Below are 23599 nucleotides of genomic sequence, written 5' to 3'. Positions count from 1 at the left end.
TTTCAATCAAGCCAGCCCTTTAGGTTCTTGTCGATCACACCACAGAGCGCGTCAATATGCGCGGCATCGTCGTTGAGGCAGGGAATATAGGTGAAATGCTCGCCACCGGCTTCTTCAAAGCTTTCCTTGATCTCTTCGTTGATCTCTTCCAGCGTTTCGATGCAATCGGCGGAAAACGCGGGCGCGCAGACGGCGATATGCTTGATGCCATCCTCTTCGGCCAGCCGCGCGACTTCTTTCACGGTGTAGGGTTTCAGCCATTCTTCAGGGCCAAAGCGCGACTGGAACGTCGTCTTGATCTGGGTGTTGTCCCAGCCCAGCCGTTCTTTCAGCAGGCGCGTCGTTTTCTGGCACTGGCAATGATAAGGATCGCCCTCGCGCAGGTAGCGTTCCGGCACGCCGTGATAGGAACAGATCAGCATCTCGGGCTTGGTCTCTGCCTCGGCATAGGCCTTTTCGATGGATTGCGCGAGCGCCTCGATATAGGCGGGTTCCGCGAAATAGGGTTCTACCACCCGTGCGATCGGCTGCCATTTTTCATCCATCAGGGCGCGAAAGAACTGGTCGTTGGCGGTTGCCGATGTCGCACCGGCGTAATGCGGATAAAGCGGGAAGAACAGGATCTTGGTGCAGCCTGCCTCGACCATCTCGCGGACTTTGGATTTGGTGGACGGGTTGCCGTAACGCATGCAGAAATCGACGCGCACGTCGTCGCCGTACCGGTCTACCATCTGTTGCTTGATCGCTGCCGTCTGCGCCTTGGTGATCGTCATCAGGGGGCTTTCGTTCGCCTCTTCGTTCCAGATGGATTTATAGGCAGCGCCCGATGAGAACGGCCGCTTGGTCAGGATCACAAGCTGCAAAAGCGGCTGCCAGAGCCATGCGGAATAGTCGATCACCCGCTTGTCGGACAGAAATTCGTTCAGATAGCGCCGCATCGACCAGTAATCCGTCGCATCCGGCGTGCCGAGGTTGGCAACAAGAATACCGACCCGCGCGGGTTTGATCGCGGGGTGGTCCTTGCCTGCGTGGACAGGACAGGTCGCAGGGCGTTCCGTGTCAGCGGAGGAATGGGCGTCGAACATGGTCATGACCCTTTGGTTATCGTCATTTCAGCGGCAGTTAAATAGTATACGCGCCAAATCAATCCTTGGACCTTTCAAGCGGCATTTCTTTCGCGCCCAGCGCATCCGCCAGCCTGTTTTTTGCGCTGCCGGGGCGCAGGGGTTGCGGTTGGGTATCGGCGGGGGCCCAGCCTGTCAGCATGATGATCTCGAACGTCGCATCCACACGGTTGGCGGCATTGCGGTAATGCTGCGCATAAATGCTGGAGGCTTGCGTCAGCACCTTGCGCCGCGTCATTGACCGTAAACGCTGTGTCAGCGCATTTGTTTCGCCCATCTTGCGCAGGTCGTGCATCAGGTGGAACATGTTGGCATAGCTGACGGTGGTCTTGGCCCCGTCCGCCACCGGCAGCGCCAGTCCAGCGCGTTGCAGCAAGGCCCCCAGATCGCGGATTTCGCCCATCGGGGCGACACGTGGCGACAGGCCACCCGTGACCGCTGCTTCCGCCTCGGCCAGGGCGGTGCGCAATTCATGCAGCGTCTGCCCGCCAAGACAGGCCGCCAGCAACAACCCGTCCGGTTGCAAGGCATGACGGCATTGCACCAACTGCCCGACTGGGTCATTCGCCCAATGCAGCCCCATCACATGCAGCACCAGATCATGTGCACCGGGCGTCAGCGCCAGCGTGTCATCGTCCGGCACGATCACGGCCTGCGGATAGCGCACACGCCAGAAATCGGGGAACCCGGTGACAATCGCCATCGACGTAAACGTCCTGTTAACCTCGATCAGTCTTTCATGCAGTTCATCGGCGATGATCTGGTGCAGGAACAGATGATCCGGCAACGCGCGGGCGCGATGCCGCTGCAAGGCGGTCCGGTCAACAAGAGGGTGCGGCATGGTCATGTCGCCCATGTAGGGTGCAATGATGCGGATGCAAAGCGTGATCAGGGCGATCTATCCGGCGCAATGCGTCGCATGTGAAACCCAGACAGAGGCTGAAAACGGCCTCTGCGGCACCTGCTGGCGCGACACCCAGTTCATCGACGGCACGATCTGCGACACCTGCGGCACCCCCTTGCCCGGCGATAGCGATGGCCAGCGCCTGCAATGCGACGATTGCATGGTGATTGCGCGCCCTTGGGAGCGTGGACGTGCGGCGCTGGTCTACACCGGCATCGGGCGCAAACTGGTGCTGGGGCTGAAACACGGCGACCGCACCGATCTGGCGCAACCTGCGGGCCTGTGGATGGCGCGGCTTGCGCGGGCGCTGATCCATCCTGACACTGTGGTCGTGCCGGTGCCCCTGCATTGGTCCCGCCTGCTGCGGCGGCGCTATAATCAGGCAGGGCTGCTGGCACAGGTCATCGCCCGCGACCTGCAACGCCCCGTCTGTGTCGATGCGCTGCTCCGCCCGCGCAAGACCGCCCCCTTGGAAGGGCACAGCCGCGACGCGCGCTTCGCCGCGCTGACAGGCCAGATCACCGCGAACCCCCGGCAAAAGGCGCAGATCGCGGGCAAACCCGTATTGCTGGTGGATGACGTGATGACCTCCGGCGCGACACTGGCCGCCTGCACCGAGGCACTTTTGCAAGGCGGTGCAACACGGGTTTCGACGATAACACTGGCACGCGTCGTCAAGGATGCCTAAATCATGCGTGACACAGCCAAAGGAGAGCTGTCATGCAAAACGTCGAAATCTATACCAAACCCACCTGCGGCTATTGCCACATGGCCAAACGGGTGCTGACCGCAAAGGGCGTCACCTTTACCGAGGTGAACATCACCGCGCAGCCCGAAAAACGGGCCGAGATGATCCAGCGCGCCAAAGGCGGCAGCACCGTGCCGCAAATCTTCATCGGCGGTAAACACCTGGGCGGCTGCGATGACCTGATGGCGCTGGACCGGCAAGGCAAGCTCGACGCCCTGCTGTCGGCATGAAAGCGGGGCTGGTCCAGCTTTGCTCTGGCGACGATCCCGTCGTCAACCTTGCCACAACGCGCGACCTGATCATTCAGGCGGCGGCACAGGGTGCAGAGTTTATTCTGACGCCCGAAGTCACGAATTGCGTGTCGCAGGACAGGGCGCACCAGCGGGCGGTTCTGCAATCCGAAAGTGACGACAGCACGCTGGCCGGATTGCGCGCCACCGCGCGCGATCTGGGTATCTGGCTGTCGATCGGGTCGCTCGCGCTCAAGACCGAAGGTGACGACGGACGCTTTGCCAACCGGTCCTTTCTGATCGGACCGGACGGCGCCATCGTCGCGCGTTACGACAAGATCCACATGTTCGATGTGGATGTATCTGCCACCGAAACCTTCCGCGAATCGGCGGGGTTTCGCCCTGGAAACAGCGCGGTCGTTGCGCACACGCCTTTCGCGCGGATCGGCCTGACGATCTGCTATGACATCCGTTTCGCCTATCTGCACCGCGCACTGGCACAGGCGGGCGCACACATCCTGCTGGTGCCCGCCGCCTTTTCGCCCGTGACCGGAGCCGCCCATTGGGAACCCCTCCTGCGTGCGCGCGCCATCGAAACAGGCTGCTATGTGCTGGCCGCCGCGCAAACAGGCACACACCCGATCGGCCAAGGCAAACCGCGCCAAACGCACGGGCACAGCATGGCGATTTCGCCCTGGGGCGAGGTTCTGGTGGATATGGGAACCGATACCGGCACAGCGATTGTTGATCTTGACCTAGCGGAAGTGGCAAAGTCACGGCAGCGCATTCCGGCGCTGACCCATGATCGCTCTTTCGAAGGTCCCTGATGCCTGACAGCGCCACCAGCCTTGCCGTTTCGCTATTCAGCGAAATCCTCGCCGTGGATCAGCTTGCGCGCGCGTCCGTGGCCAAGGTGCTGCCCAAAGGCATGGAATTGTCGCATTTTTCCGTGCTGAACCATCTGGCGCATGCCGGTGCCGAACGCTCGCCCGCGCAACTGGCCAAGACCTTCCATCTGACACGCGGCGCGATGACGAACACGCTGCACAAACTGCAATGGGCAGGCTGGGTGCATATCCGCCCCGACTGGGATGATGCGCGCCGCAAGATGGTGTCGATCAGCCCGGCGGGCCTGTCCGCCCGCGACGCCGCCATCGCCGCCATCGCCCCCGTGATCGCCGAGGCAGTGGCCAAAGTAGGCGAGGAAAAAGTCCGCATCGCTCTGCCGGTTCTGCGCGAAATGCGGCTCAAACTGGGTCAGATCGACTAGGCCCCCCATCGTTCGAGCCTGAATATCCCCGCCGGAGGCCAGAAAGTCCTTATTCTTTCGTCGCGGCAGTCACATAGTTCACCGACAGGTCCCGGTCACTGATCGCCCAAGTAAACCGCAGCGGATTGAACACGAACCCCTTGCGGTCCACCGGCGTCAGCCCGGCTTTGTCCAGCAAAGCGAACAATTCGTCGGGCGTGATGAACTTTGCCCATTCATGGGTGCCCTTGGGCAACCAGCGTATCACCCATTCCGCCCCGACGATCGCCATGGCGAATGATTTGGGGTTGCGGTTGATCGTCGAGCAGATGTGCAAACCGCCCGGTTTCAGCAATTGCTGACAGGCCGTCAGATAGCCCAAGGGGTCGGCCACATGTTCCACGACCTCCATGTTCAGCACGACATCGAATTGTTCGCCGGCCGCGGCCATCGCCTCGGCGGTGGTGTGGCGATAGTCGATCTCCAGCCCCGATTGTGCGGCATGGACCTGCGCGACGGGGATATTCCGCTCGGCCGCATCGGCGCCCACAACCGTTGCGCCGAGCCGTGCCATGGGTTCGCACAGCAAACCCCCGCCGCAGCCGATATCCAGCAACCGCAGCCCGGCAAAAGGCGTAGGCCCCTGCAGATCGCGGCCGAATTCTGCGGCAATCTGGCGCGTGATGTAATCGAGCCGGACGGGGTTCATCATGTGCAACGGCTTGAATTTGCCGTTCAGGTCCCACCATTCGGCGGCCATCGCCTCGAACTTGGCGATTTCGGACGGGTCGACGGTGTTGGTTGCGGACATTTTCTTGGCTCCGATGCTTACGGCGGTCATGGTTTCTTGTTTCATTCCGCGATATAGGGTGCCTATGGACAAAGTCGTAGGACAAAAGCGCCAGGGTGCCCACCTTTATCCCCCCGTTGATCCCTTTGATCAGCGGGTTCTGGATGTGGGCGACGGGCACCGGCTTTATGTCGAACAATGCGGCAATCCCAATGGTATTCCCGTCGTCGTGCTGCACGGCGGCCCGGGTGGCGGATGCAGCCCGGCGATGCGCCGCTATTTCGATCCGGCGGTGTTCCGCGTTGTGCTGTTCGACCAGCGCGGCTGCGGCAAGTCGCGGCCCCATGCCAGTGTGACGGCGAATACGACATGGCACCTGGTGGCGGATATCGAACAGATCCGGCAGACCTTAAACATCGACCGCTGGATCATCTTCGGCGGATCATGGGGCGCGACGCTGGCGCTGATCTATGCGCAGGCGCATCCCGATCGTGTCGCGGCGCTGACCCTGCGCGGTGTTTTCCTGATGACCCAACCTGAACTCGACTGGTTCTATGGCGGTGGTGCGGGGAAATTCTGGCCCGATCTCTGGGCGCGGTTCGCTGGCATGATCCCCGAGGATGAAAAGGGCGATCTGATCTCCGCCTATCACCGGCGGCTGTTTTCGGGCGATCTGCCGCTTGAAACCCGCTATGCCCGCGCCTGGGCGTCCTGGGAAAACGCGCTGGCGGCGATGGACAGCGACGGGTTGACCGGCGAAAGCCCGGCCGATTACGCCCGCGCCTTTGCCCGGCTGGAAAACCATTATTTCCACCATGCGGGGTTTTTGTCGGCGGATCAGCAGATCCTGCATCCGTCGCAAATGGCGCGGATTGCGGGCATTCCCGGCATCATCGTCCAAGGGCGCTATGACATGATCTGCCCGCCCGTGTCTGCCTATCAACTGGCGCAGGCCTGGCCCAAGTCGCGGCTTGTGATGATCGGGCGCGCTGGCCATGCCCTGTCCGAACCCGGCATCAGTGCAGAGCTTGTCCGCAGCATGGACAGCCTTGGGGCGCAGCGGGCCATGCTCGGGCTTTAACCTTTACAGATTCGGTTCAGCCGTTACAGTCGCCTGAAATGAACGGAGAACGTCTGGTTTGGGCAATGTCCTGACGATTATCTTGCAACGGCTTGCGCTTGGTTTTCTTACGCTACTCGTTGTGTCCGGCGTCATTTTCGTCGCAGTGAACCTGCTGCCGGGGGATTTCGCGCAATCCATCCTTGGGCAGGGTGCCACCCCCGAAGCGGTCGCATCGATCCGGCGTGATCTCGGGCTGGATCAGCCGATGGTCAGCCGCTATTTCACCTGGCTTGGCGGCGCGTTGCAGGGTGATTTCGGGTCCAGCTTTGCGCAGGCGAGCTTTGCGAATTTCACGGGTTCCGAATCCGGGGCGGGCAGTGTCGCGCAACAGATCGCCCCGCGTTTTGCAAATACGATGTTTCTGGCCGCTGTCAGCGCCGCCATCGCGGTGCCTTTCGCCATCGTGCTGGGCGTGCTGGCCGCCCTTTACCGCAATTCCATCTTTGACCGTGCGACCAATATCTTCACGCTGTCGTCCATCTCCAGCCCCGAATTCTTTCTGGCCTATGTCCTCATCTTGTTTCTGGCGGTGCTGAACCCGATCCTGCCTGCGGTGTCCAATATATTTGCGGATATGTCGTTCAGCGAACGGCTTGAAAAGACGCTGCTGCCCGCGCTGACGCTGACGCTGGTGGTGACCGCGCATATGATGCGGATGACGCGGGCGGCGATCATCAACCTGCTGTCGTCCCCCTATATCGAGATGGCGCGCCTGAAAGGCATGTCGCCCTTGCGGGTAATCGTGCGCCATGCGCTGCCCAATGCGCTGGCGCCGATCATCAACGTCGTGGCGATCAATCTGGCCTATCTGATCACCGGTGTCGTCGTGGTCGAGGTCGTGTTCGTCTATCCCGGCATCGGGCAGTTGTTCGTGGACAGCGTGAAGTTCCGTGACATTCCGGTCGTGCAGGCCTGCTGCCTGATCTTTGCCGCCGCCTATATTCTGCTGAATCTGACGGCGGATATCATGTCGATCCTGTCCAACCCGCGGCTGAGGCATCCGAAATGATCTGGTTCGCCGCTGCATTGTTGGGTTTTGCGGCCTTGGCCTGGGGTTTCCGGGTCGCGGGACAAACGGCGACCGGCCGTGCGCCGTATTTCCGGGACATGCCGTTCGGGGTTGCCTACGGCTACGTGCTGGCAGTGGCCGCATTGATGTGGCTGGTATGGGCCTATACGCAAGGGCGCAGCGCCGATCCGGCAGTCGCCAACAAGTTCTTTTTCCTGCGCATCGCGGTTGAAGGCTTTATCATCTTTTCCATCGCCGCATGGCTGTTCCGCCTGCTGGGGCGCAGCGTCGGGACGAAACAGACCAAACGGCTTTTCCGGTCCATGCCGCTGACCGCGGCTTTCGGGATCATGATGATCCTGATCTATGTGTTTGTGGCGGTCTTCGCGTCTTTTCTTGCCCCTTACGGGCAGGCCGAGATCATTCGTGGCGTGCCCGCGAATATCATGCCGGGGGGCGACATTGCGCTGGGCGGCAACCCCGATTTTCCGCTGGGCACCGACCAGATCGGCCGCGATATCCTGAGCAGGCTGATCTATGGCGCGCAGAACACCGTGGGCATCGCCTTTGTCACCACGGTGATCGCGTTCTTGCTGGGCGGCAGCATGGGCTTTCTGGCGGCGACTTTGGGCGGCTGGCTCGACCAGCTGCTGTCGCGGATCGTCGATGTGCTGATGGCAATCCCGTCGCTGATTTTCGCGCTGCTGTTGATGACCATCGCCAGCGTCTGGGCGCCGCGTCTTGGTATCCCGCAGACCTATTTCATGATCCTGATCATTGCCGTGATCGACAGCACCCGCGTTTACCGGCTGGCACGCGCGGTCGGGCAGAATATCGTGGTGATGGATTATATCGAGGCCGCCAAGCTGCGCGGCGAAGGTCTGGGCTATCTGATGTTCCGGGAAATCCTGCCCAATGCGACCTCGCCCTTGCTGGCCGAATTCGGGCTGCGGTTCTGTTTCGTGTTCCTGACCATCGCGTCGCTGTCTTTCCTTGGGGTGGGCATCCAGCCGCCTTTGGCTGACTGGGGAACGATGGTGCGCGATCTGGGCGGGTTCGTGAATTTCGCGCAATTCGCGCCGATGGTGGCAACGCCGCCGCTGCTGGCTGCGGGCGCGATCGCGCTTCTGGCCGTGGCGGTGAATTTTGTCGTAGACTGGATGCTGCACCGTTCCTCGGGGCTGAAGGACTGACATGACCCAAGCCCCCGACACCACGCCACTGGTCAAGATCCGCGATATCCGGATCGACGGCCGCACAGATGAAACCTGGATCCCCATCATCAAGGGCGTGAACCTGACCCTGCAACGCGGGCAGGTGCTGGGGCTGATCGGGGAATCAGGTGCAGGCAAATCCACGCTGGGGCTGGCCGCGATGGGCTATACCCGCGACGGCGTGCGGATCAGCGGCGGCAGCGTCGAATTCGACGGGATCGACCTGCTGACAGCCTCTGCTGCGGTCAAGCGTGACCTGTTGGGCAAGCGCATCGCCTATGTCGCGCAATCGGCAGCGGCCAGTTTCAACCCCGCCCACCGCCTGATCGACCAGCATGTCGAAGGGCCGGTGCAGCACGGCATCGCCGGTCGCAAGGACAGCGCCGAGGATGGCATCGCGCTTTATCGCAAGCTGCGCCTGCCCAACCCCGAGGAAATCGGCTTTCGCTATCCGCATCAGGTGTCGGGCGGGCAGTTGCAGCGCGCGATGACCGCGATGGCGATGTCCTGCCGCCCTGACCTGATCATCTTTGACGAACCGACCACCGCGCTGGACGTCACCACCCAGATCGAGGTGCTGTCGGCGATCCGCGATATTGTCGCGCAATACAACACCGCCGCGATCTACATCACCCATGATCTGGCGGTCGTCGCGCAGATGGCGGACCGGATCAAGGTGCTGCTGCGCGGAGAAGAGGTTGAGACCGCCGATACCCGCACCATGCTGGACGCGCCGACACAGGATTACACCAAATCGCTTTGGGCTGTGCGCAGCTTTGAGCGGCCTGCGAAACCCGCCGTGCAAACGGGTGCCGTGCCCGTGGTCAGCATGCAGAACGTGGACGCTTCCTATGGCAAGGTGCCGGTGCTGCATGACGTGAGTTTTGATATCCACGCAGGCCGCACCGTCGCCGTCGTCGGCGAAAGCGGGTCCGGCAAATCGACCGCCGCGCGGTGTATCACGGGGCTTTTGCCGCCGACATCGGGGCAGATCCTGTTTGACGGCAAGGTTCTGCCCGCCGACTACCGCAAGCGCAGCAAGGGCCAGCTGCGGCAGGTGCAGATGATTTATCAGATGGCCGATACCGCGCTGAACCCGCGTATGTCGATCGGCCAGATCATCGCGCGGCCTGTGCAATTCTACCTTGGTCTGACCGGCAAGGCGAAACGCCAGCGCGTCGATGCCTTGCTCGAACAGATCGAACTGGACCCTGCGGAATATTACAACCGCCTGACATCCGAACTGTCGGGCGGGCAGAAACAACGCATCGGGATCGCGCGCGCCCTCGCTGCCGAGCCGCGTTTCATCATCTGCGACGAAGTCACGTCTGCACTGGATCAACTTGTCGCCGAAGGGATCCTGCGGCTTTTGGCTAGGTTGCAGGACGAGCTGTCCCTGTCCTATATGTTCATCACGCATGATCTGGCGACGGTGCGGGCCATCGCGGACGAAGTCGTCGTCATGAAGGACGGGCGTGTCGTGGAACAAGGGCCCAAGGCCGAAATGTTCAGTCCGCCGCATCACGCCTACACCGACCTTTTGTTGTCGTCGGTGCCGGAAATGGACCCTGACTGGCTCAGCAATCTGCTGGCGGAACGGGGTGTTGATAATATCGGCGATGCAGCCGTTAATAAAATCTAAGCGAATCGTGGTCCGACGGGCCGACACGGCATAACAGGGAGAAGTCGATATGAGTGGAATTAGCAGACGCGGATTGCTGAAAACGGGTGTCGCCGCTGGCGTGCTCGGGTTGTCGGGGATGCCGCTGCGCGCGCAAAGCCGGGGTGGCAAGTTCACCGCAGGCCTGAGCGGCGCGAACACATCCGACAGCTGGGACGGCCGGACACATTCGGACGTCTTCATGATTTCGGCTGCCCTCGGCGGTGTTTTCGATGCTCTGACCGAAGTGGCCGCTGACGGATCGCTCCAAGGCGAGTTGGCGACAAGCTGGGAAGCCAGCCCCGACGCAAAGGTCTGGACCTTCAACCTCCGGCAAGGTGTGACCTTCCATAATGGCAAGGCGTTCGGTGCGGATGACGTGATCGAATCACTGCAACTGCACGTGGCCGAAGGGTCGAAATCCGCAGCGCAACCGCTGGTCGCCGCGATCACCGAGATGCGCAAGATCACCGACCATCAGGTCCAGTTCACGCTGGAAGCGGGCAATGCCGACTTCCCCTATCTGCTGTCGGATTATCACCTGCTGATGTATCCCGCAGGCCAGATTGAAGAAGCCATCGCACAAGGCATCGGCACGGGCCTTTACGAAGTCGTCGCTTTCGATCCGGGTGTGCGGTTTGTCGGCCGTCGCGTCGCCGACCACTACAAGGGTGACAGCGCCGGTTTCTTTGACGAGGTCGAACTGATCGCCATCAACGACAACACCGCGCGGATGAACGCGCTGTTGACCGGCCAGATCGACGCCGTGAACCGGATCGATTTCCGGCTGGAGCCGCTGTTGCGCGCCAACCCGAATGTCAGCATTCAGGAGGTGACGGGCAACCAGCATTACACATTCCCGATGCTGACCCAGACTGCACCGTTCAACGACGTGAACGTGCGCCGCGCGCTGAAATACGGTGTCGACCGTCAGGACATGGTCGACAAGATCCTGCTGGGTCACGGCAAGGTTGGCAACGACAGCCCGATCGGCCCCGCAAACCAGTATTACCATGCCGAGATGGAACAGCTGGAATACGATCCCGACCGCGCGAAGTTCCACCTCCAGCAGGCGGGTCTCGACAGCCTGAACATCGACCTGTCGGCATCGAACGCAGCGTTCGAAGGTGCGGTTGATGCGGCCCAGCTGTATCAGGCCTCCGCCGCCCCTGCCGGGATCAACATCAACGTGATCCAGGAACCTGCGGACGGCTATTGGTCGAACGTCTGGCTGGTCAAGCCGTTCTCGGCGTCTTACTGGACAGGCCGGTCGACCGAAGACTGGATGTTCTCTTCTGCCTACGAAACAGGCGTGCCGTGGAACGACAGCCAGTGGGACAATGCACGTTTCCAGGAACTGCTGTATTCCGCGCGCGCCGAACTCGACACCGACAAGCGGCGCGAGCAGTATTACGAAATGCAGCAGATCCTGCGTGACGATGGCGGCGTGATCATCCCGATGTTTGCGAATTTCGTGCAGGCCATCAGCAGCCGGGTCGTCACACCCGACGTCGTCGGCAATACCGCGCAGATGGACAACAACCGCATGCTGGAACGCTGGTCGCTGGCGTAACCGCCCGCACCGCCTTGAACGCCCCGCTCTCACCGGCGGGGCGTTTTGCATTGCGCTTGCAGTCCCGTGCAACACCGCCTATATCACCCTCAATAGCGGCGCCTTGGCTTCCACCCCCAAGGCTCCACCGGGAAACATCAACGGGCCGCGCGCCCGTTTTTTTATGCTTGGGACAAACCCATGAATGACCTGATCGCCAAGGCGGCCATCGACCGCAGGATCGCAGAGATCGTCACCCCCGTCGTCGAGGACATGGGGTTCGAGGTCGTGCGCGTCCGGCTGATGACTGGCAAGGAAAGCACCCTGCAAATCATGGTGCAGCGCCCCGATGGCACCATCGAGGTGGATGAATGCGCAAAGATTTCCACCGCCATCAGTGCCGTTCTGGATGTCGAGGACCCGATCGTCGATGTATACACGCTGGAAGTGTCCAGCCCCGGCATCGACCGTCCGCTGACACGGCTCAAGGATTTCGAGCAGTGGCAAGGCTTTGAAGCCAAGGTCGAGACCGAGGAACTGATCGACGGCCGCCGCCGGTTCAAGGGTGAACTGGCCGGCACCGATGGTGACGAGGTGCTGATCACCATCGACGAAGGCACGATCGGCCTGAAATTCGACTGGCTGTCAGACGCCAAACTTGTGCTGACAGATGACCTGATCCGCGATGTGCTGCGTGGGCGCAAGGATGCGGGCCAGATCGACGAAACCCAATTTGACGAAATTGAAACCATCATCGATGGCGAGGAGAACACCTGATGGCCTATACGTCCGCAAACCAGCTCGAGCTTCTGCAAACCGCAGAGGCCGTGGCCCGCGAAAAGAACATCGAACCCGGTCTGGTGGTCGAGGCGATGGAAGAATCGCTCGCCCGTGCGGCCAAGTCGCGTTACGGCGCGGAAATGGACATTCGCGTGTCCATCGACCGCAAGACGGGCCGCGCGACATTCACCCGCGTGCGCACGGTTGTGGCCGATGACGCGGTCGAAAACTATCAGGCAGAATTCACCGTGGCTCAGGCCAAGGATTACATGACCGACCCCCAGATCGGTCAGGAATACAGCGAAGAAGTGCCCCCCGTTGAGTTGGGCCGGATCGCCGCGCAATCGGCCAAGCAGGTGATCCTGCAAAAGGTCCGCGAAGCCGAGCGTGACAAGCAATACGAAGAATTCAAGAATCGCGCCGGCACGATCATCAACGCGCTGGTCAAGCGCGAGGAATACGGCAACGTCATCGTTGACGTTGGGTCGGGCGAGGCTGTGCTGCGTCGCAACGAAAAGATCGGCCGCGAGGCGTACCGCCCCAACGACCGTATCCGTTGCTACATCAAGGAAGTCCGCCGCGAACAGCGCGGGCCGCAGATTTTCCTGTCGCGGACAGCGCCTGAATTCATGGCTGAACTGTTCAAGATGGAAGTGCCGGAAATCTACGAAGGCGTCATCGAGATCAAGGCCGTCGCCCGTGACCCCGGTTCGCGCGCCAAGATCGCGGTCATCAGCTATGACAGCTCGATCGACCCTGTTGGCGCTTGCGTCGGGATGCGCGGCAGCCGTGTGCAGGCCGTCGTGAACGAATTGCAGGGCGAAAAGATCGACATCATTCCGTGGAACGAGGACATGCCGACCTTCCTTGTGAACGCGCTTCAGCCTGCCGAGGTGACCAAGGTCGTGCTCGACGAAGAAGCCGGCAAGATCGAAGTCGTGGTGCCCGATGAACAGCTTTCACTGGCCATCGGCCGCCGCGGCCAGAACGTGCGTCTTGCCAGCCAGCTGACCGGTCTCGACATCGACATCCTGACCGAGGAAGAAGAATCCAAGCGCCGTCAGGCCGAATTTGAATCCCGCACCAAATTGTTCATGGACACGCTGGATCTGGATGAATTCTTTGCCCAGCTGCTGGTCGCCGAAGGCTTTACCAACCTCGAAGAGGTCGCCTATGTCGAACAGGACGAATTGCTGGTGATCGAAGGCGTCGACGAAGGCACAGCAGGCGAATTGCAGGCCCGCGCCCGCGACTATCTTGATGCGCAGGCGAAAAAGGCGATGGATGCGGCGCTCGCTGCCGGTGTCGAGCAAAGCCTGATTGATTTCGAGGGCCTGACACCCCAGATGCTGGAAGCGCTGGGCAAGGATGGCGTCAAGACGCTTGAAGATTTCGCCACCTGCGCGGATTGGGAACTGGCCGGTGGCTGGACCACCGTCAACGGCGAACGCGTCAAGGACGAAGGCGTGCTGGAACCGTTCGATGTGTCCCTGGAAGAAGCGCAGACCATGGTCATGACCGCACGCGTCATGCTGGGCTGGGTCGATCCGGACGAATTGAACAAAGACGACACCGACGAAACCGAAGAAGAGGAGGCCTGATCGGGCCTTCGGAGTAACTGAATGACGCGTGGCGGGCATAAAGATGAAAACGGCGATGCAGAACGCAAATGCATCGTCACCGGAGAGGTCCAGCCAAAAGCGGGACTGATCCGGTTCGTCATCGGACCGGACAATCAGGTCGTGCCGGACATTTTGGGCAAGTTACCCGGACGGGGCATGTATGTCACTGCCGACCTCGCCATTCTGGAACAGGCTCGCAAGGGCCAGTTTTCACGCTCGGCCAAGCAGGCCTTGACGGTGCCGGACGGTCTGGTGGACGAGGTGGAACGCCAGATTGCGCGCCGCACCGTCGATCTGATCGCCTTGACGCGCAAGGCTGGCCGTGCTGTTTGCGGCTTTGAAAAGGTCAAGGCATGGCTGGCGGGCGGCGAACGTGTCCGCGTGCTGGTGCAAGCCTCTGATGGATCAGAGCGCGGCAAGACCAAGCTTTGGACGCCCGAAGGTGCGCGATACTTCGGTTGCCTGACGTCAGCCGAATTGGGTTTGGCATTTGGGCGTCAAAGTGTGATACATGGCGCGCTTGCGACTGGTGGACTCAGCGATCGTGTTGTAGAGGAAGCCACAAAGCTACGCGGATTACGCGAAGGGAACGGCGGCGATGGGGCCTCCGGGAAGGATAAAGAAGCTAGATGAGCGATAACGACGGAAAAAAGCCACTCGGCCTTGGTGGGTCACGTCCAAGCAACGTGAAGCAAAGTTTTAGCCATGGGCGGACCAAGAACGTCGTGGTGGAAACCAAACGCAAACGCGTTGTGGTGCCCAAACCCGGTGCGGCCAAGCCCGCCGGATCGACTGGTGTGCAGATGGGCGGCGACCCGACCAAGCGGCCCGCTGGCATTTCGGATGTCGAACTCGAACGCCGGATGAAGGCGCTTGCCATGGCCCGCGCGCGTGAAAGCGAAGAAGCCGCCAAGCGCGAAGCCGAAGAAAAGGAACGCGCCGCTGACCGCGAGGCCCGCCGCGCCGAAATGGAAGCCAAAGAGGCCGAAGACCGCGAACGTGAAGAACGCGCCAAAGCCAAGGCCGAAGAAGAAAAGCGCAAGGCAGAACGCGCCGCCGCCAAGGTCAAGGCCGACACCGCACCCGCTGGTGCCGATGCCAGCGCCCTGCCCGGTGAAAACGCTGTTGATCGTCCGTCTGCCGCTGGTCCCCGCAAGGTCGACCGCGAACGCGACGCCCGTGAAAAGGCCGCGAAGGTCAAGCCTGGCCGCGAAGACGATGGTCGCCGCGCTGGCAAGCTGACATTGAACGACGCGCTGACCGGCCGCGAAGGTGGCCGCCAACGGTCGATGGCCGCGATGAAACGCAAGCAGGACCGTGCCCGCGCCAAGGCGATGGGTGGATCGGCAGAGCGTGAAAAGGTGTTCCGGGATGTGGCCCTGCCGCCCGCGATCACCGTGTCGGAACTGGCCAACCGGATGGCGGAACGTGTCGCCGATGTGGTCAAGGCGCTGATGAACAACGGGATCATGGCGACGCAGAACCAGTCGATCGATGCCGATACCGCTGAGCTGATCATCGAGGAATTCGGCCACACCGTTGTTCGTGTGTCTGATGCTGACGTCGAAGACGTGATCAAGGCGATCCCGGACGATCCAAAGAGCCTTGTCTCGCGTCCGCCCATCGTCACGATCATGGGCCACGTCGATCACGGCAAGACATCGCTGCTCGACGCGATCCGCCATGCAAAGGTCGTCGCTGGCGAAGCCGGCGGGATCACCCAGCACATCGGCGCCTATCAGGTGAAAACCGATTCCGGGTCGCTGCTGACCTTCCTTGATACGCCCGGCCACGCCGCCTTTACTTCGATGCGGTCGCGCGGGGCACAGGTCACGGATATCGTGGTGCTGGTGGTTGCTGCCGATGACGCCGTGATGCCGCAGACGATCGAGGCGATTGCCCATGCGAAAGCGGCAAAAGTGCCGATGATCGTGGCGATCAACAAGATCGACAAGCCATCTGCCAACCCCGACAAGGTCCGCACGGACCTGTTGATGCACGAAGTCGTCGTCGAAAAGATGTCGGGCGATGTGCAGGATGTCGAAGTGTCGGCGCTGACGGGCAAAGGGCTCGACAGCCTGCTGGAAGCAATCGCGCTGCAGGCAGAAATCCTTGAACTGAAGGCCAACCCCGATCGCTCTGCGGTCGGTGCCGTGATCGAGGCGCAGCTTGATATCGGGCGTGGTCCGGTCGCGACCGTGCTGATCCAGAACGGCACCTTGCGGCAGGGCGACATCTTTGTCGTCGGCGAACAATACGGCAAGGTCCGTGCACTGATCAACGACAAGGGCGAACGCGTCACCGAGGCTGGCCCCGCCGTCCCTGTCGAGGTGCTGGGTCTGAATGGTACGCCAGAAGCAGGCGATGTGCTCAACGTCGTATCGACAGAGGCGCAGGCGCGCGAGATCGCGGAATACCGTGAAAAGGCGTCCAAGGAAAAACGCGCCGCTGCCGGTGCTGCCACCACGCTGGAACAGCTGATGGCCAATGCCAAGGCGAACCAGAACGTCAGCGAATTGCCCATCGTGGTGAAGGCCGACGTGCAGGGCTCTGCCGAGGCGATCGTTCAGGCGATGGAAAAGATCGGCAACGACGAAGTCCGCGTGCGCGTGCTGCATTCGGGTGTCGGCGCGATCACCGAAACCGATATCGGCCTGGCCGAGGCTTCGGGGGCGCCGGTGTTCGGCTTCAACGTCCGCGCCAACGCAACCGCCCGCAATTCGGCCAACCAAAAGGGCGTGGAGATCCGCTATTATTCGGTGATCTATGATCTTGTGGATGACGTGAAAAAGGCGGCGTCGGGCCTGCTGTCCGCCGAGATCCGCGAAAAGTTCATCGGCTACGCGGCGATCAAGGACGTGTTCAAGGTGTCCAATGTCGGCAAGGTTGCGGGCTGTCTGGTCACCGAAGGTGTGGCGCGCCGCTCTGCCGGTGTGCGCCTGCTGCGCGACGATGTCGTGATCCACGAAGGTACGCTGAAGACCCTGAAACGCTTCAAGGACGAAGTGGCCGAGGTTCAGTCGGGTCAGGAATGTGGCATGGCGTTTGAAAACTACGATGATGTCCGCCCCGGCGACGTGATCGAGATTTTCGAGCGGGAATCGGTCGAACGGAACCTGTAAAGGCTTCTGCCATAATAGAAAAAGGCGGCCCCTTGGGCCGCCTTTTTTATAGCCAGTCCCGCAGGATCGGGATCAGAGGGATGTCCGCCGCTGGCATCGGATAATCCCGCAACTCATTGACCCGCACCCATTTCAGCGCCTGCCCTTCGCGCGATTGCGGCGTACCTTCCCATTTGCGGCAGGCGAACAGCGGCATCAGCAGGTGAAAATCGGCATAGGCGTGGCTGGCGAATGTCAGCGGCGCAAGGCAGGACGCCCATGTGCCGATCCCCAGTTCCTCGTGCAATTCGCGGATCAGCGCGGCCTCGGGCGTTTCGCCCTGTTCGACCTTGCCGCCCGGGAATTCCCACAGACCGGCCATCGCCTTGCCTGCAGGGCGCTGCGCCAGCAGCACCCGCCCGTCCGCGTCGATCAGGGCGACCGCAGAAACAAGAACCAGTTTCACGACCGGTAATCGGCGTTGATGTCGATATATCCGTGCGTCAGATCGCAGGTCCAGACGGTGCTTTCCCCCGCTCCTAGCCCAAGATAAACGCCGATGACCAGCTCGGCGTTCTTCATATAGGCGCTCGTCGCATCCTCGGAATAATCCGGTGCGCGCCAGCCGTTTTCAGCGACGGTGATGTCTCCGAACCGGATCGACAGCTTGTCCCGGTCGGCCTTCGCACCGGACTTGCCGACGGCCATCACGATCCGGCCCCAGTTCGCATCCTCGCCCGCGATGGCGGTCTTGACCAGCGGGCTGTTCGCGATCGCCATCGCGACCTTGCGTGCGTCCGCGTCATCGGTGGCACCCGTCACGGCGACGGTGACGAATTTGGTCGCGCCTTCGCCGTCGCGCACGACCTGATGGGCAAGGTCGAGCATCACGCGATGCAGCGCCGCCGCGAAATCGGCATTGCCGGTGACATCGACACCCGACGCACCCGTCGCCACGGCGATCAGGCTGTCGGATGTCGATGTGTCGCTGTCCACCGTGATGCAGTTGAACGTCTGGTCGTTGTGCCGCGAGACGAGCGTTTGCAGCGGTTCCTGCCCGATCAGCGCATCGGTGAAGATATAGACCAGCATCGTCGCCATATCGGGCGCGATCATGCCGGAGCCTTTGGCGATCCCTGCGATCTGAACGGTCTTGCCGCCGACCGTGATGGGGGCGCTGGCCCCTTTGGGGAACGTGTCGGTCGTCATGATCGCTCGTGCGGCGTCCTTGATCGCAGCCTCGGTCTGGCCTTCGTGCAGTTCGGCGAGCTTCCCTATGATGCGGTCATGCGGCAGCGGTTCGCCGATGACACCGGTGGACGCGGTGAAAACACGTCCGACAGGCACACCTGTCTGATCCGCGACGGCCTTTGTCAACGCTGCGACGCTGGCGACACCATTCTTGCCGGTAAAGGCGTTCGAATTGCCCGAGTTGACAAGGATCGCCGCAGCACCGGACGGATCACCGCCCAGCTTGGCTTGACAATCCAGCACCGGGGCAGACCGTGTCGCAGACCGGGTGAATACCCCCGCGACCGACGACCCGGGCGCTGCGATGGCCAGCATCACGTCGGTACGGTTCTTGTATTTGACCCCCGCCGCAGCGCTGGCAAAAGTCACTCCCGCGATGACAGGCAGGTCGGGAAATTGCGCTGGCGCAAGCGGCGAGGTTTTCATGTCGGATCAATCCAGCAATTCGACCTGATTGATCACGCTTGGATCAAAGGCGCCTTCTTCGGGGCGTTCGACGGTCGTCGCGGCGGACAATTCATCAAGATAAGCCATCACGGCAGCTTCTTGCAATTCGGCTGTCAATTGCTGGACGACCTGTTCAAACGGTGGCGTGGGGCGCGCGCGCTGGTCAAGCAGCGTGACGATGTGCCAGCCGAATTGGGTCTCGAACGGGTCGGATACGCCGCCAACCTCCAGTGCAAGGACCGCGTTCTCGAACTCGGTGACCATCGCGCCTTCGCCGAACCAGCCCAGATCGCCGCCGTTCGCGCTTGTCACATCCAGCGACACCGCGCTTGCGACCTCGGCAAAGGGTTCGCCTGCATCAAGCTGTGCCTTGGCGGCGTTTGCTTCTTCTTCGGTCTCGACCAGCACGTGCGCCGCGCGGAATTCGGGGATCTCGGGCGCGTCGGCAAAGCGTTCCTGATAAGCCTCTTGCAATAATTCAGGGGTGATCGAGGTTTCGGCGATATCGGTGATCACCTGCGCGGCCAGCAAGGACCGCCGTTCATTTTCAATGGTGTAACGGACACTGGGGGGGGTATCTTCTACCACATCGGCCAAAAGCTGCTGTTGTACCAGCTGGTCAATCAAGCCGGTGAACAGGATATCGTCAGGAAACTGCGCATATTGTGGCGGCAACATGGACCGTGCGATGATCAGCTCGCCCACGGTGATTTCTGTGTCGCCAACCTTGGCAACAACGGTATCGGCGGTCACGTCCTGCGCGAAAGCACCCGTTGCCACGGACAGCGAAACAGCCGCTGCCCCCAAAAATGTTACATGTTTCAGCATTAAACGATCCCTTGATAGGCGGCGCAACCGCGCGGCGTTGACACTCTATACACGGCCCCTTACATCCGATGAAAGCCTCGAGGAGGCCCGACGTAGAGCAATTTCGGCCCCTTTGTATGTGGCTGGCGGCCTGCCTACAAGCAACCTCCTCTCAAATAGATGTCAGACAGGCGCCACAGCGCCGGCGGAGAGAATATGCTCGGTATCGGATCGATTGCCAAAAAGGTGTTTGGCTCTGCAAATGATCGTAAAGTCAAATCCGCCCGGCCGCTTGTCGCGCAGATCAACGCGTTGGAGCCGCAATTTCAGGCGCTGAGCGATGACGACCTGAAAGCCAAGACACAGGAATTCCGCGACCGTGCGCTGAAAGGCGAAAGCCTTGATGCGCTGTTGCCCGAAGCTTTTGCCAACTGCCGCGAGGCTGCGCGCCGCGCGCTGGGTCTGAGGGCCTTTGACACGCAGTTGATGGGTGGCATTTTTCTGCATCAGGGCAATATCGCCGAAATGAAGACCGGCGAAGGCAAGACCCTTGTCGCGACCTTTCCGGCCTATCTGAACGCGCTGACCGGCAAGGGCGTGCACATCGTCACGGTCAACGACTATCTTGCCCGCCGCGATGCCGAATGGATGAGCAAGGTTTACGGCGCTTTGGGCATGACCACCGGCGTTGTCGTGCCCGAACAGGGCGAGGCGGACAAAAAGGTCGCCTATGCCTGTGACGTGACCTATGCCACCAACAATGAACTTGGGTTCGACTACCTGCGCGACAACATGAAGTCCGAACTGGACCAGATGTACCAGCGCTACCACAATTTCGCGATCGTGGACGAGGTGGACAGTATCCTGATCGACGAGGCGCGCACGCCGCTGATCATTTCCGGCCCCGCGCAGGACCGCAGCGAAATGTATGCCGCCATCGACAAGGTGATCCCAGATGTCACCCCCGAGCATTACACGGTGGACGAAAAAGCACGGCAAGCGACCTTTACCGAAGAAGGCAACGATTTCCTTGAAGAAAAGCTGTCGACGCTTGGGTTGCTGCCCGAAGGTCAGACGCTTTATGACCCCGAAAGCGCGACACTGGTCCATCACGTCAACCAGGCTCTGCGCGCGCATGTCCTGTTCACCCGTGAAAAGGACTATATCGTGCGCGACGATCAGGTCGTGCTGATCGACGAATTCACGGGGCGCATGATGATCGGTCGGCGTCTGTCCGACGGTCTGCATCAGGCGATCGAGGCCAAGGAAGGTGTGTCGATCAAACCCGAAAACGTGACGCTCGCCTCTGTCACTTTCCAGAACTATTTCCGTCTCTATGACAAACTTGGTGGCATGACCGGCACCGCTGCGACCGAAGCTGACGAATTTCGCGAGATTTACGACCTTGGCGTCGTCGAGGTGCCGACGAACCGCCCTGTTGCGCGGGTTGATGAACACGATCAGGTCTATCGCACCGCCAAGGAAAAATTCGACGGCGTTGTGACGGAAATCAAGGAAGCCCATGCCAAGGGTCAGCCGATCCTTGTGGGCACGACGTCGATTGAAAAATCCGAATTCCTGGCGAATCTGCTACGTGCCGAGAGCATCAAGTTCAACATCCTCAACGCCCGCCAGCATGAACAAGAGGCGCAGATCGTCGCCGACGCCGGCAAGCTGAACGCGGTGACCATTGCGACCAACATGGCTGGGCGCGGCACTGACATCCAGCTGGGCGGCAACGTGGAAATGCGCGTCTTGCAGGCGATGGCGGCTGATCCCGACATCGACCCCGAGGCGCTGCGCGCCCGGATCGAGGCCGAAGTCGCCGACGAAAAGGAAAAGGTGAAAGCCGCGGGCGGATTGTTCGTGCTTGCCACCGAACGCCACGAAAGCCGCCGGATCGACAACCAGTTGCGCGGCCGGTCGGGCCGTCAGGGCGACCCGGGGCGGTCGACGTTCTTTCTCTCACTCGAAGACGATCTGATGCGCATTTTCGGGTCGGAACGGTTGGAAAAGGTGCTGTCCGGTCTGGGCATGAAAGAAGGCGAAGCCATCGTTCACCCTTGGGTCAACAAATCGCTGGAACGTGCGCAGGCCAAGGTCGAGGGGCGCAACTTTGACATCCGCAAGCAGTTGCTGAAATTCGACGACGTGATGAACGAACAGCGCAAGGTCGTGTTTTCCCAGCGCCGCGAAATCATGGAAGCCACCGATCTTGCCGATGTCGCCAAGGACATGCGCGATCAGGTGATCGATGATCTGGTCACGACATATATGCCGCCAAAATCCTATGCAGATCAATGGGATGCCGAGGGTTTGCAGGCTGACGTCGCCGCGCATCTGGGGCTTTCCCTGCCCGTTGTCGACTGGGCAGCGGAGGAAGGTGTCGATGACGACGTCATGCGCGAACGGCTGGAAGAGGCGGCCGACAGGTATATGGGTGAAAAGGCGGACGCCTTTGGCGCCGAAACAATGCGCAGTGTCGAAAAGCAGATCTTGCTGAAAACGATCGACGAAAAATGGCGTGAACATCTGCTGACGCTGGAACATCTGCGGTCCGTCGTCGGGATGCGTGGCTATGCCCAGCGTGATCCGCTGAACGAATACAAGACCGAAGGTTTCCAGCTGTTCGAAAAGCTTCTTGATGGCTTGCGCACAGATGTGACCAAGAAACTATCGCAGATCCGGCCAATGTCGAAAGAAGAACAGGAACGCATGATCGCGCAGTTCCGTGAACAGCAAGCGGCGGCTGCCGCCGCGATCGCGACACCTGCGGTCGCGACGGCGGCCGGCGCGCGCGAAGGTTTTGACGAAAACGATCCGGCGACATGGGGCAATCCGGGGCGGAACGATCTTTGCCCCTGCGGGTCGGGCAAGAAGTTCAAGCATTGTCACGGGCGTCTTGCCTGATCGCAGACATGGATTTGACACATTAGCGCCTGCTTTGGGTCCTTCTGAGACCATCGTTTCAGGGCAGCCTCTTTCCTAACGGTAGGGGGTGCGCATGTTCGGTATCATGACGGTCAGATCCGCGTCTGTCGTTCTCGCGCTGGCGGTAGCGGCTGGATACTTTGTGCAAAGCGATGTCGAGGGTGCGGCACCGGGTCGGACCGCGCCACTGCCTGCGGCGGTTTCTCTACAGCCGCAATCGATCATGTTGGTGGCGAATGCGCAGGGGGTGCCGGTGTTCGGTCTGCCGGATGTCGTGACGCGCCCTGTCCGTCATGACTTGTCGACCAGATCGACCGTCCCGGTTTCCGCAGTCTATGTCGAGGCGAATGTCCCCCGGCTTGGCACGATCATGGCGGTGCCGACTGCCGATTGCCCGGTCGATCTGTCTGCACGGCGTGCGGCGGATGCGATGGTGACCTTGTCGGGGTCGCTGCCTTGCATGCCTGACAAGGACGTCCTCATACAGCATGGATTGATACAGTTCTCTGCTACGACCGGTGCCGATGGTCACCTCGCGCTTGATGTTCCGGCGCTGGCGGTTGACGCGGAATTCACGCTGTTGATCGACAATGTCGAACATGCGCGTATCAGCATCCCGGTTCCTGCGGTGCGGAATTACCATCGCGCCGTGCTGCAATGGCGCGGCACTGGCAATCTGCAGCTCCACGCCTTCGCGGCAGGTGCGCAGATCGGCGATGCGGGGCACGTCTGGTCCGCGTCGGTGCAAGATACGACCGGATCGCGCGGATTTGTGCAGCGTGTTGGTACGACGCAGGCGGATTTCCCTTATCTGGCCGAAATCTTCACCTATCCGCGGGGCGGCTGGCAGGACGAAAGCGATATGTCGCTCAAGATCGGTGTCGCCCTGACACCCGAGAACTGTGGCCGTGCTGCGCACGTGACGACGTTTCAGATCAATCGCGGGGATCTTGTGATGCGGCAGAACCTGGCGCTTGTCTTGCCAGGATGCGCTGCCGCAGGGACAGTCGTTTTGTTGGAAGATCAGTTCAGCCCGCCGATGCCAGCCTTGCACTAG

At 61.0% G+C, this 23599-nt stretch carries 21 protein-coding genes; 15 read left to right on the top strand and 6 right to left on the bottom strand.

What is annotated here, in order from left to right; translation table 11 throughout:
* Positions 1 to 2: 2 nt before the first annotated feature.
* Together hemH and H147_RS0105100 are read right to left on the bottom strand one after the other, a co-directional pair.
* A complete protein-coding gene (hemH, locus tag H147_RS0105105) occupies positions 3 to 1091 on the bottom strand; it encodes a ferrochelatase (RefSeq protein ID WP_019954274.1) in 1089 nt (362 codons plus the stop codon).
* Between the two features lie 52 nt (positions 1092 to 1143).
* Complete coding sequence (locus H147_RS0105100; protein ID WP_019954273.1) at positions 1144 to 1980, bottom strand: methyltransferase domain-containing protein; 837 nt, start codon at positions 1978 to 1980, stop codon at positions 1144 to 1146.
* 10 nt (positions 1981 to 1990) lie between these two features.
* Here H147_RS0105100 and H147_RS0105095 point away from each other — a divergent pair, with 10 nt between their 5' ends.
* The 4 genes from H147_RS0105095 to H147_RS0105080 are packed head-to-tail and all read left to right on the top strand — an operon-like array spanning position 1991 to position 4276.
* A complete protein-coding gene (locus tag H147_RS0105095; RefSeq protein WP_019954272.1) occupies positions 1991 to 2716 on the top strand; it encodes a ComF family protein in 726 nt (241 codons plus the stop codon).
* A gap of 32 nt (positions 2717 to 2748) precedes the next feature.
* The gene (grxC, locus tag H147_RS0105090) at positions 2749 to 3006 is read left to right on the top strand and encodes a glutaredoxin 3 (protein ID WP_019954271.1); all 258 of its coding nucleotides are present in this window, start codon (positions 2749 to 2751) and stop codon (positions 3004 to 3006) included.
* A complete protein-coding gene (locus H147_RS0105085) occupies positions 3003 to 3833 on the top strand; it encodes a carbon-nitrogen hydrolase family protein (RefSeq protein ID WP_019954270.1) in 831 nt (276 codons plus the stop codon). The genes grxC and H147_RS0105085 overlap by 4 nt, the downstream gene beginning before the upstream one ends.
* The gene (locus tag H147_RS0105080; RefSeq protein ID WP_019954269.1) at positions 3833 to 4276 is read left to right on the top strand and encodes a MarR family winged helix-turn-helix transcriptional regulator; all 444 of its coding nucleotides are present in this window, start codon (positions 3833 to 3835) and stop codon (positions 4274 to 4276) included. The genes H147_RS0105085 and H147_RS0105080 overlap by 1 nt, the downstream gene beginning before the upstream one ends.
* Before the next feature lie 49 nt (positions 4277 to 4325).
* On the opposite strand, the gene ubiG is transcribed toward H147_RS0105080, so the two are convergent.
* Positions 4326 to 5111, bottom strand: a complete 786-nt coding sequence (ubiG, locus tag H147_RS0105075; protein ID WP_019954268.1) for a bifunctional 2-polyprenyl-6-hydroxyphenol methylase/3-demethylubiquinol 3-O-methyltransferase UbiG — start codon at positions 5109 to 5111, stop codon at positions 4326 to 4328.
* A gap of 19 nt (positions 5112 to 5130) precedes the next feature.
* Between ubiG and pip the strand changes: the two genes are divergently transcribed.
* The 9 genes from pip (at position 5131) to infB (ending at position 17127) form a co-directional block, all read left to right on the top strand.
* Positions 5131 to 6126: a prolyl aminopeptidase gene (pip, locus tag H147_RS0105070; RefSeq protein ID WP_019954267.1), complete on the top strand. Its 996-nt coding sequence runs from the start codon at positions 5131 to 5133 to the stop codon at positions 6124 to 6126.
* A 58-nt stretch (positions 6127 to 6184) separates the two neighbouring features.
* Complete coding sequence (locus H147_RS0105065; RefSeq protein WP_019954266.1) at positions 6185 to 7177, top strand: ABC transporter permease; 993 nt, start codon at positions 6185 to 6187, stop codon at positions 7175 to 7177.
* Positions 7174 to 8370 (top strand): ABC transporter permease, encoded by a 1197-nt coding sequence (locus H147_RS0105060; RefSeq protein ID WP_019954265.1) that lies wholly within the window; start codon positions 7174 to 7176, stop codon positions 8368 to 8370. The genes H147_RS0105065 and H147_RS0105060 overlap by 4 nt, the downstream gene beginning before the upstream one ends.
* A gap of 1 nt (position 8371) precedes the next feature.
* Positions 8372 to 10033, top strand: a complete 1662-nt coding sequence (locus H147_RS0105055; RefSeq protein WP_019954264.1) for an ABC transporter ATP-binding protein — start codon at positions 8372 to 8374, stop codon at positions 10031 to 10033.
* A gap of 49 nt (positions 10034 to 10082) precedes the next feature.
* Positions 10083 to 11624 (top strand): ABC transporter substrate-binding protein, encoded by a 1542-nt coding sequence (locus H147_RS0105050; RefSeq protein WP_026352262.1) that lies wholly within the window; start codon positions 10083 to 10085, stop codon positions 11622 to 11624.
* Positions 11625 to 11804: 180 nt separating this feature from the next.
* The gene (gene rimP / locus H147_RS0105045; RefSeq protein WP_019954262.1) at positions 11805 to 12380 is read left to right on the top strand and encodes a ribosome maturation factor RimP; all 576 of its coding nucleotides are present in this window, start codon (positions 11805 to 11807) and stop codon (positions 12378 to 12380) included.
* A complete protein-coding gene (nusA, locus tag H147_RS0105040) occupies positions 12380 to 13984 on the top strand; it encodes a transcription termination factor NusA (RefSeq protein ID WP_019954261.1) in 1605 nt (534 codons plus the stop codon). Before rimP ends, nusA begins: the two co-directional genes overlap by 1 nt.
* Positions 13985 to 14005: 21 nt before the next feature.
* Positions 14006 to 14638, top strand: a complete 633-nt coding sequence (locus tag H147_RS0105035; RefSeq protein ID WP_019954260.1) for an RNA-binding protein — start codon at positions 14006 to 14008, stop codon at positions 14636 to 14638.
* Complete coding sequence (infB, locus tag H147_RS0105030; protein WP_026352261.1) at positions 14635 to 17127, top strand: translation initiation factor IF-2; 2493 nt, start codon at positions 14635 to 14637, stop codon at positions 17125 to 17127. Before H147_RS0105035 ends, infB begins: the two co-directional genes overlap by 4 nt.
* 46 nt (positions 17128 to 17173) lie before the next feature.
* Here infB and mutT read toward each other — a convergent pair whose 3' ends face one another.
* Genes mutT through H147_RS0105015 form a run of 3 tightly spaced genes read right to left on the bottom strand, consistent with a single transcriptional unit; the run spans position 17174 to position 19632 of the window.
* Positions 17174 to 17572, bottom strand: a complete 399-nt coding sequence (gene mutT / locus H147_RS0105025) for an 8-oxo-dGTP diphosphatase MutT (RefSeq protein ID WP_019954258.1) — start codon at positions 17570 to 17572, stop codon at positions 17174 to 17176.
* On the bottom strand, positions 17569 to 18783 hold the full coding sequence (gene argJ / locus H147_RS0105020; RefSeq protein ID WP_019954257.1) for a bifunctional glutamate N-acetyltransferase/amino-acid acetyltransferase ArgJ: 1215 nt from the start codon (positions 18781 to 18783) through the stop codon (positions 17569 to 17571). The genes mutT and argJ overlap by 4 nt, the downstream gene beginning before the upstream one ends.
* 6 nt (positions 18784 to 18789) lie before the next feature.
* Positions 18790 to 19632, bottom strand: a complete 843-nt coding sequence (locus tag H147_RS0105015) for a peptidylprolyl isomerase (RefSeq protein ID WP_019954256.1) — start codon at positions 19630 to 19632, stop codon at positions 18790 to 18792.
* A gap of 195 nt (positions 19633 to 19827) precedes the next feature.
* Here H147_RS0105015 and secA point away from each other — a divergent pair, with 195 nt between their 5' ends.
* Together secA and H147_RS20270 are read left to right on the top strand one after the other, a co-directional pair.
* Entirely contained in the window at positions 19828 to 22521 is a 2694-nt protein-coding gene (gene secA / locus H147_RS0105010; protein WP_019954255.1) for a preprotein translocase subunit SecA, read from the top strand.
* Between the two features lie 106 nt (positions 22522 to 22627).
* Entirely contained in the window at positions 22628 to 23599 is a 972-nt protein-coding gene (locus tag H147_RS20270; protein ID WP_162561634.1) for a hypothetical protein, read from the top strand.

The sequence above is a fragment of the Yoonia vestfoldensis DSM 16212 genome (assembly GCF_000382265.1).
GTDB lineage: Bacteria > Pseudomonadota > Alphaproteobacteria > Rhodobacterales > Rhodobacteraceae > Yoonia > Yoonia vestfoldensis.
Note: the sequence above shows the minus strand (reverse complement) of the source record. Positions and strands in the feature narration are given on the sequence as shown.

Excerpts from the sequence above, each read along its gene's own strand:
- hemH (WP_019954274.1), bottom strand. The coding sequence starts at position 1,091 with ATGACCATGTTCGACGCCCATTCCTCCGCTGACACGGAACGCCCTGCG.
- H147_RS0105100 (WP_019954273.1), bottom strand. The coding sequence starts at position 1,980 with ATGGGCGACATGACCATGCCGCACCCTCTTGTTGACCGGACCGCCTTG.
- H147_RS0105095 (WP_019954272.1), top strand. The coding sequence starts at position 1,991 with ATGATGCGGATGCAAAGCGTGATCAGGGCGATCTATCCGGCGCAATGC.
- grxC (WP_019954271.1), top strand. The coding sequence starts at position 2,749 with ATGCAAAACGTCGAAATCTATACCAAACCCACCTGCGGCTATTGCCAC.
- H147_RS0105085 (WP_019954270.1), top strand. The coding sequence starts at position 3,003 with ATGAAAGCGGGGCTGGTCCAGCTTTGCTCTGGCGACGATCCCGTCGTC.
- H147_RS0105080 (WP_019954269.1), top strand. The coding sequence starts at position 3,833 with ATGCCTGACAGCGCCACCAGCCTTGCCGTTTCGCTATTCAGCGAAATC.
- ubiG (WP_019954268.1), bottom strand. The coding sequence starts at position 5,111 with ATGAAACAAGAAACCATGACCGCCGTAAGCATCGGAGCCAAGAAAATG.
- pip (WP_019954267.1), top strand. The coding sequence starts at position 5,131 with ATGGACAAAGTCGTAGGACAAAAGCGCCAGGGTGCCCACCTTTATCCC.
- H147_RS0105060 (WP_019954265.1), top strand. The coding sequence starts at position 7,174 with ATGATCTGGTTCGCCGCTGCATTGTTGGGTTTTGCGGCCTTGGCCTGG.
- H147_RS0105055 (WP_019954264.1), top strand. The coding sequence starts at position 8,372 with ATGACCCAAGCCCCCGACACCACGCCACTGGTCAAGATCCGCGATATC.
- H147_RS0105050 (WP_026352262.1), top strand. The coding sequence starts at position 10,083 with ATGAGTGGAATTAGCAGACGCGGATTGCTGAAAACGGGTGTCGCCGCT.
- rimP (WP_019954262.1), top strand. The coding sequence starts at position 11,805 with ATGAATGACCTGATCGCCAAGGCGGCCATCGACCGCAGGATCGCAGAG.
- nusA (WP_019954261.1), top strand. The coding sequence starts at position 12,380 with ATGGCCTATACGTCCGCAAACCAGCTCGAGCTTCTGCAAACCGCAGAG.
- H147_RS0105035 (WP_019954260.1), top strand. The coding sequence starts at position 14,006 with ATGACGCGTGGCGGGCATAAAGATGAAAACGGCGATGCAGAACGCAAA.
- infB (WP_026352261.1), top strand. The coding sequence starts at position 14,635 with ATGAGCGATAACGACGGAAAAAAGCCACTCGGCCTTGGTGGGTCACGT.
- argJ (WP_019954257.1), bottom strand. The coding sequence starts at position 18,783 with ATGAAAACCTCGCCGCTTGCGCCAGCGCAATTTCCCGACCTGCCTGTC.
- H147_RS0105015 (WP_019954256.1), bottom strand. The coding sequence starts at position 19,632 with ATGCTGAAACATGTAACATTTTTGGGGGCAGCGGCTGTTTCGCTGTCC.
- secA (WP_019954255.1), top strand. The coding sequence starts at position 19,828 with ATGCTCGGTATCGGATCGATTGCCAAAAAGGTGTTTGGCTCTGCAAAT.
- H147_RS20270 (WP_162561634.1), top strand. The coding sequence starts at position 22,628 with ATGACGGTCAGATCCGCGTCTGTCGTTCTCGCGCTGGCGGTAGCGGCT.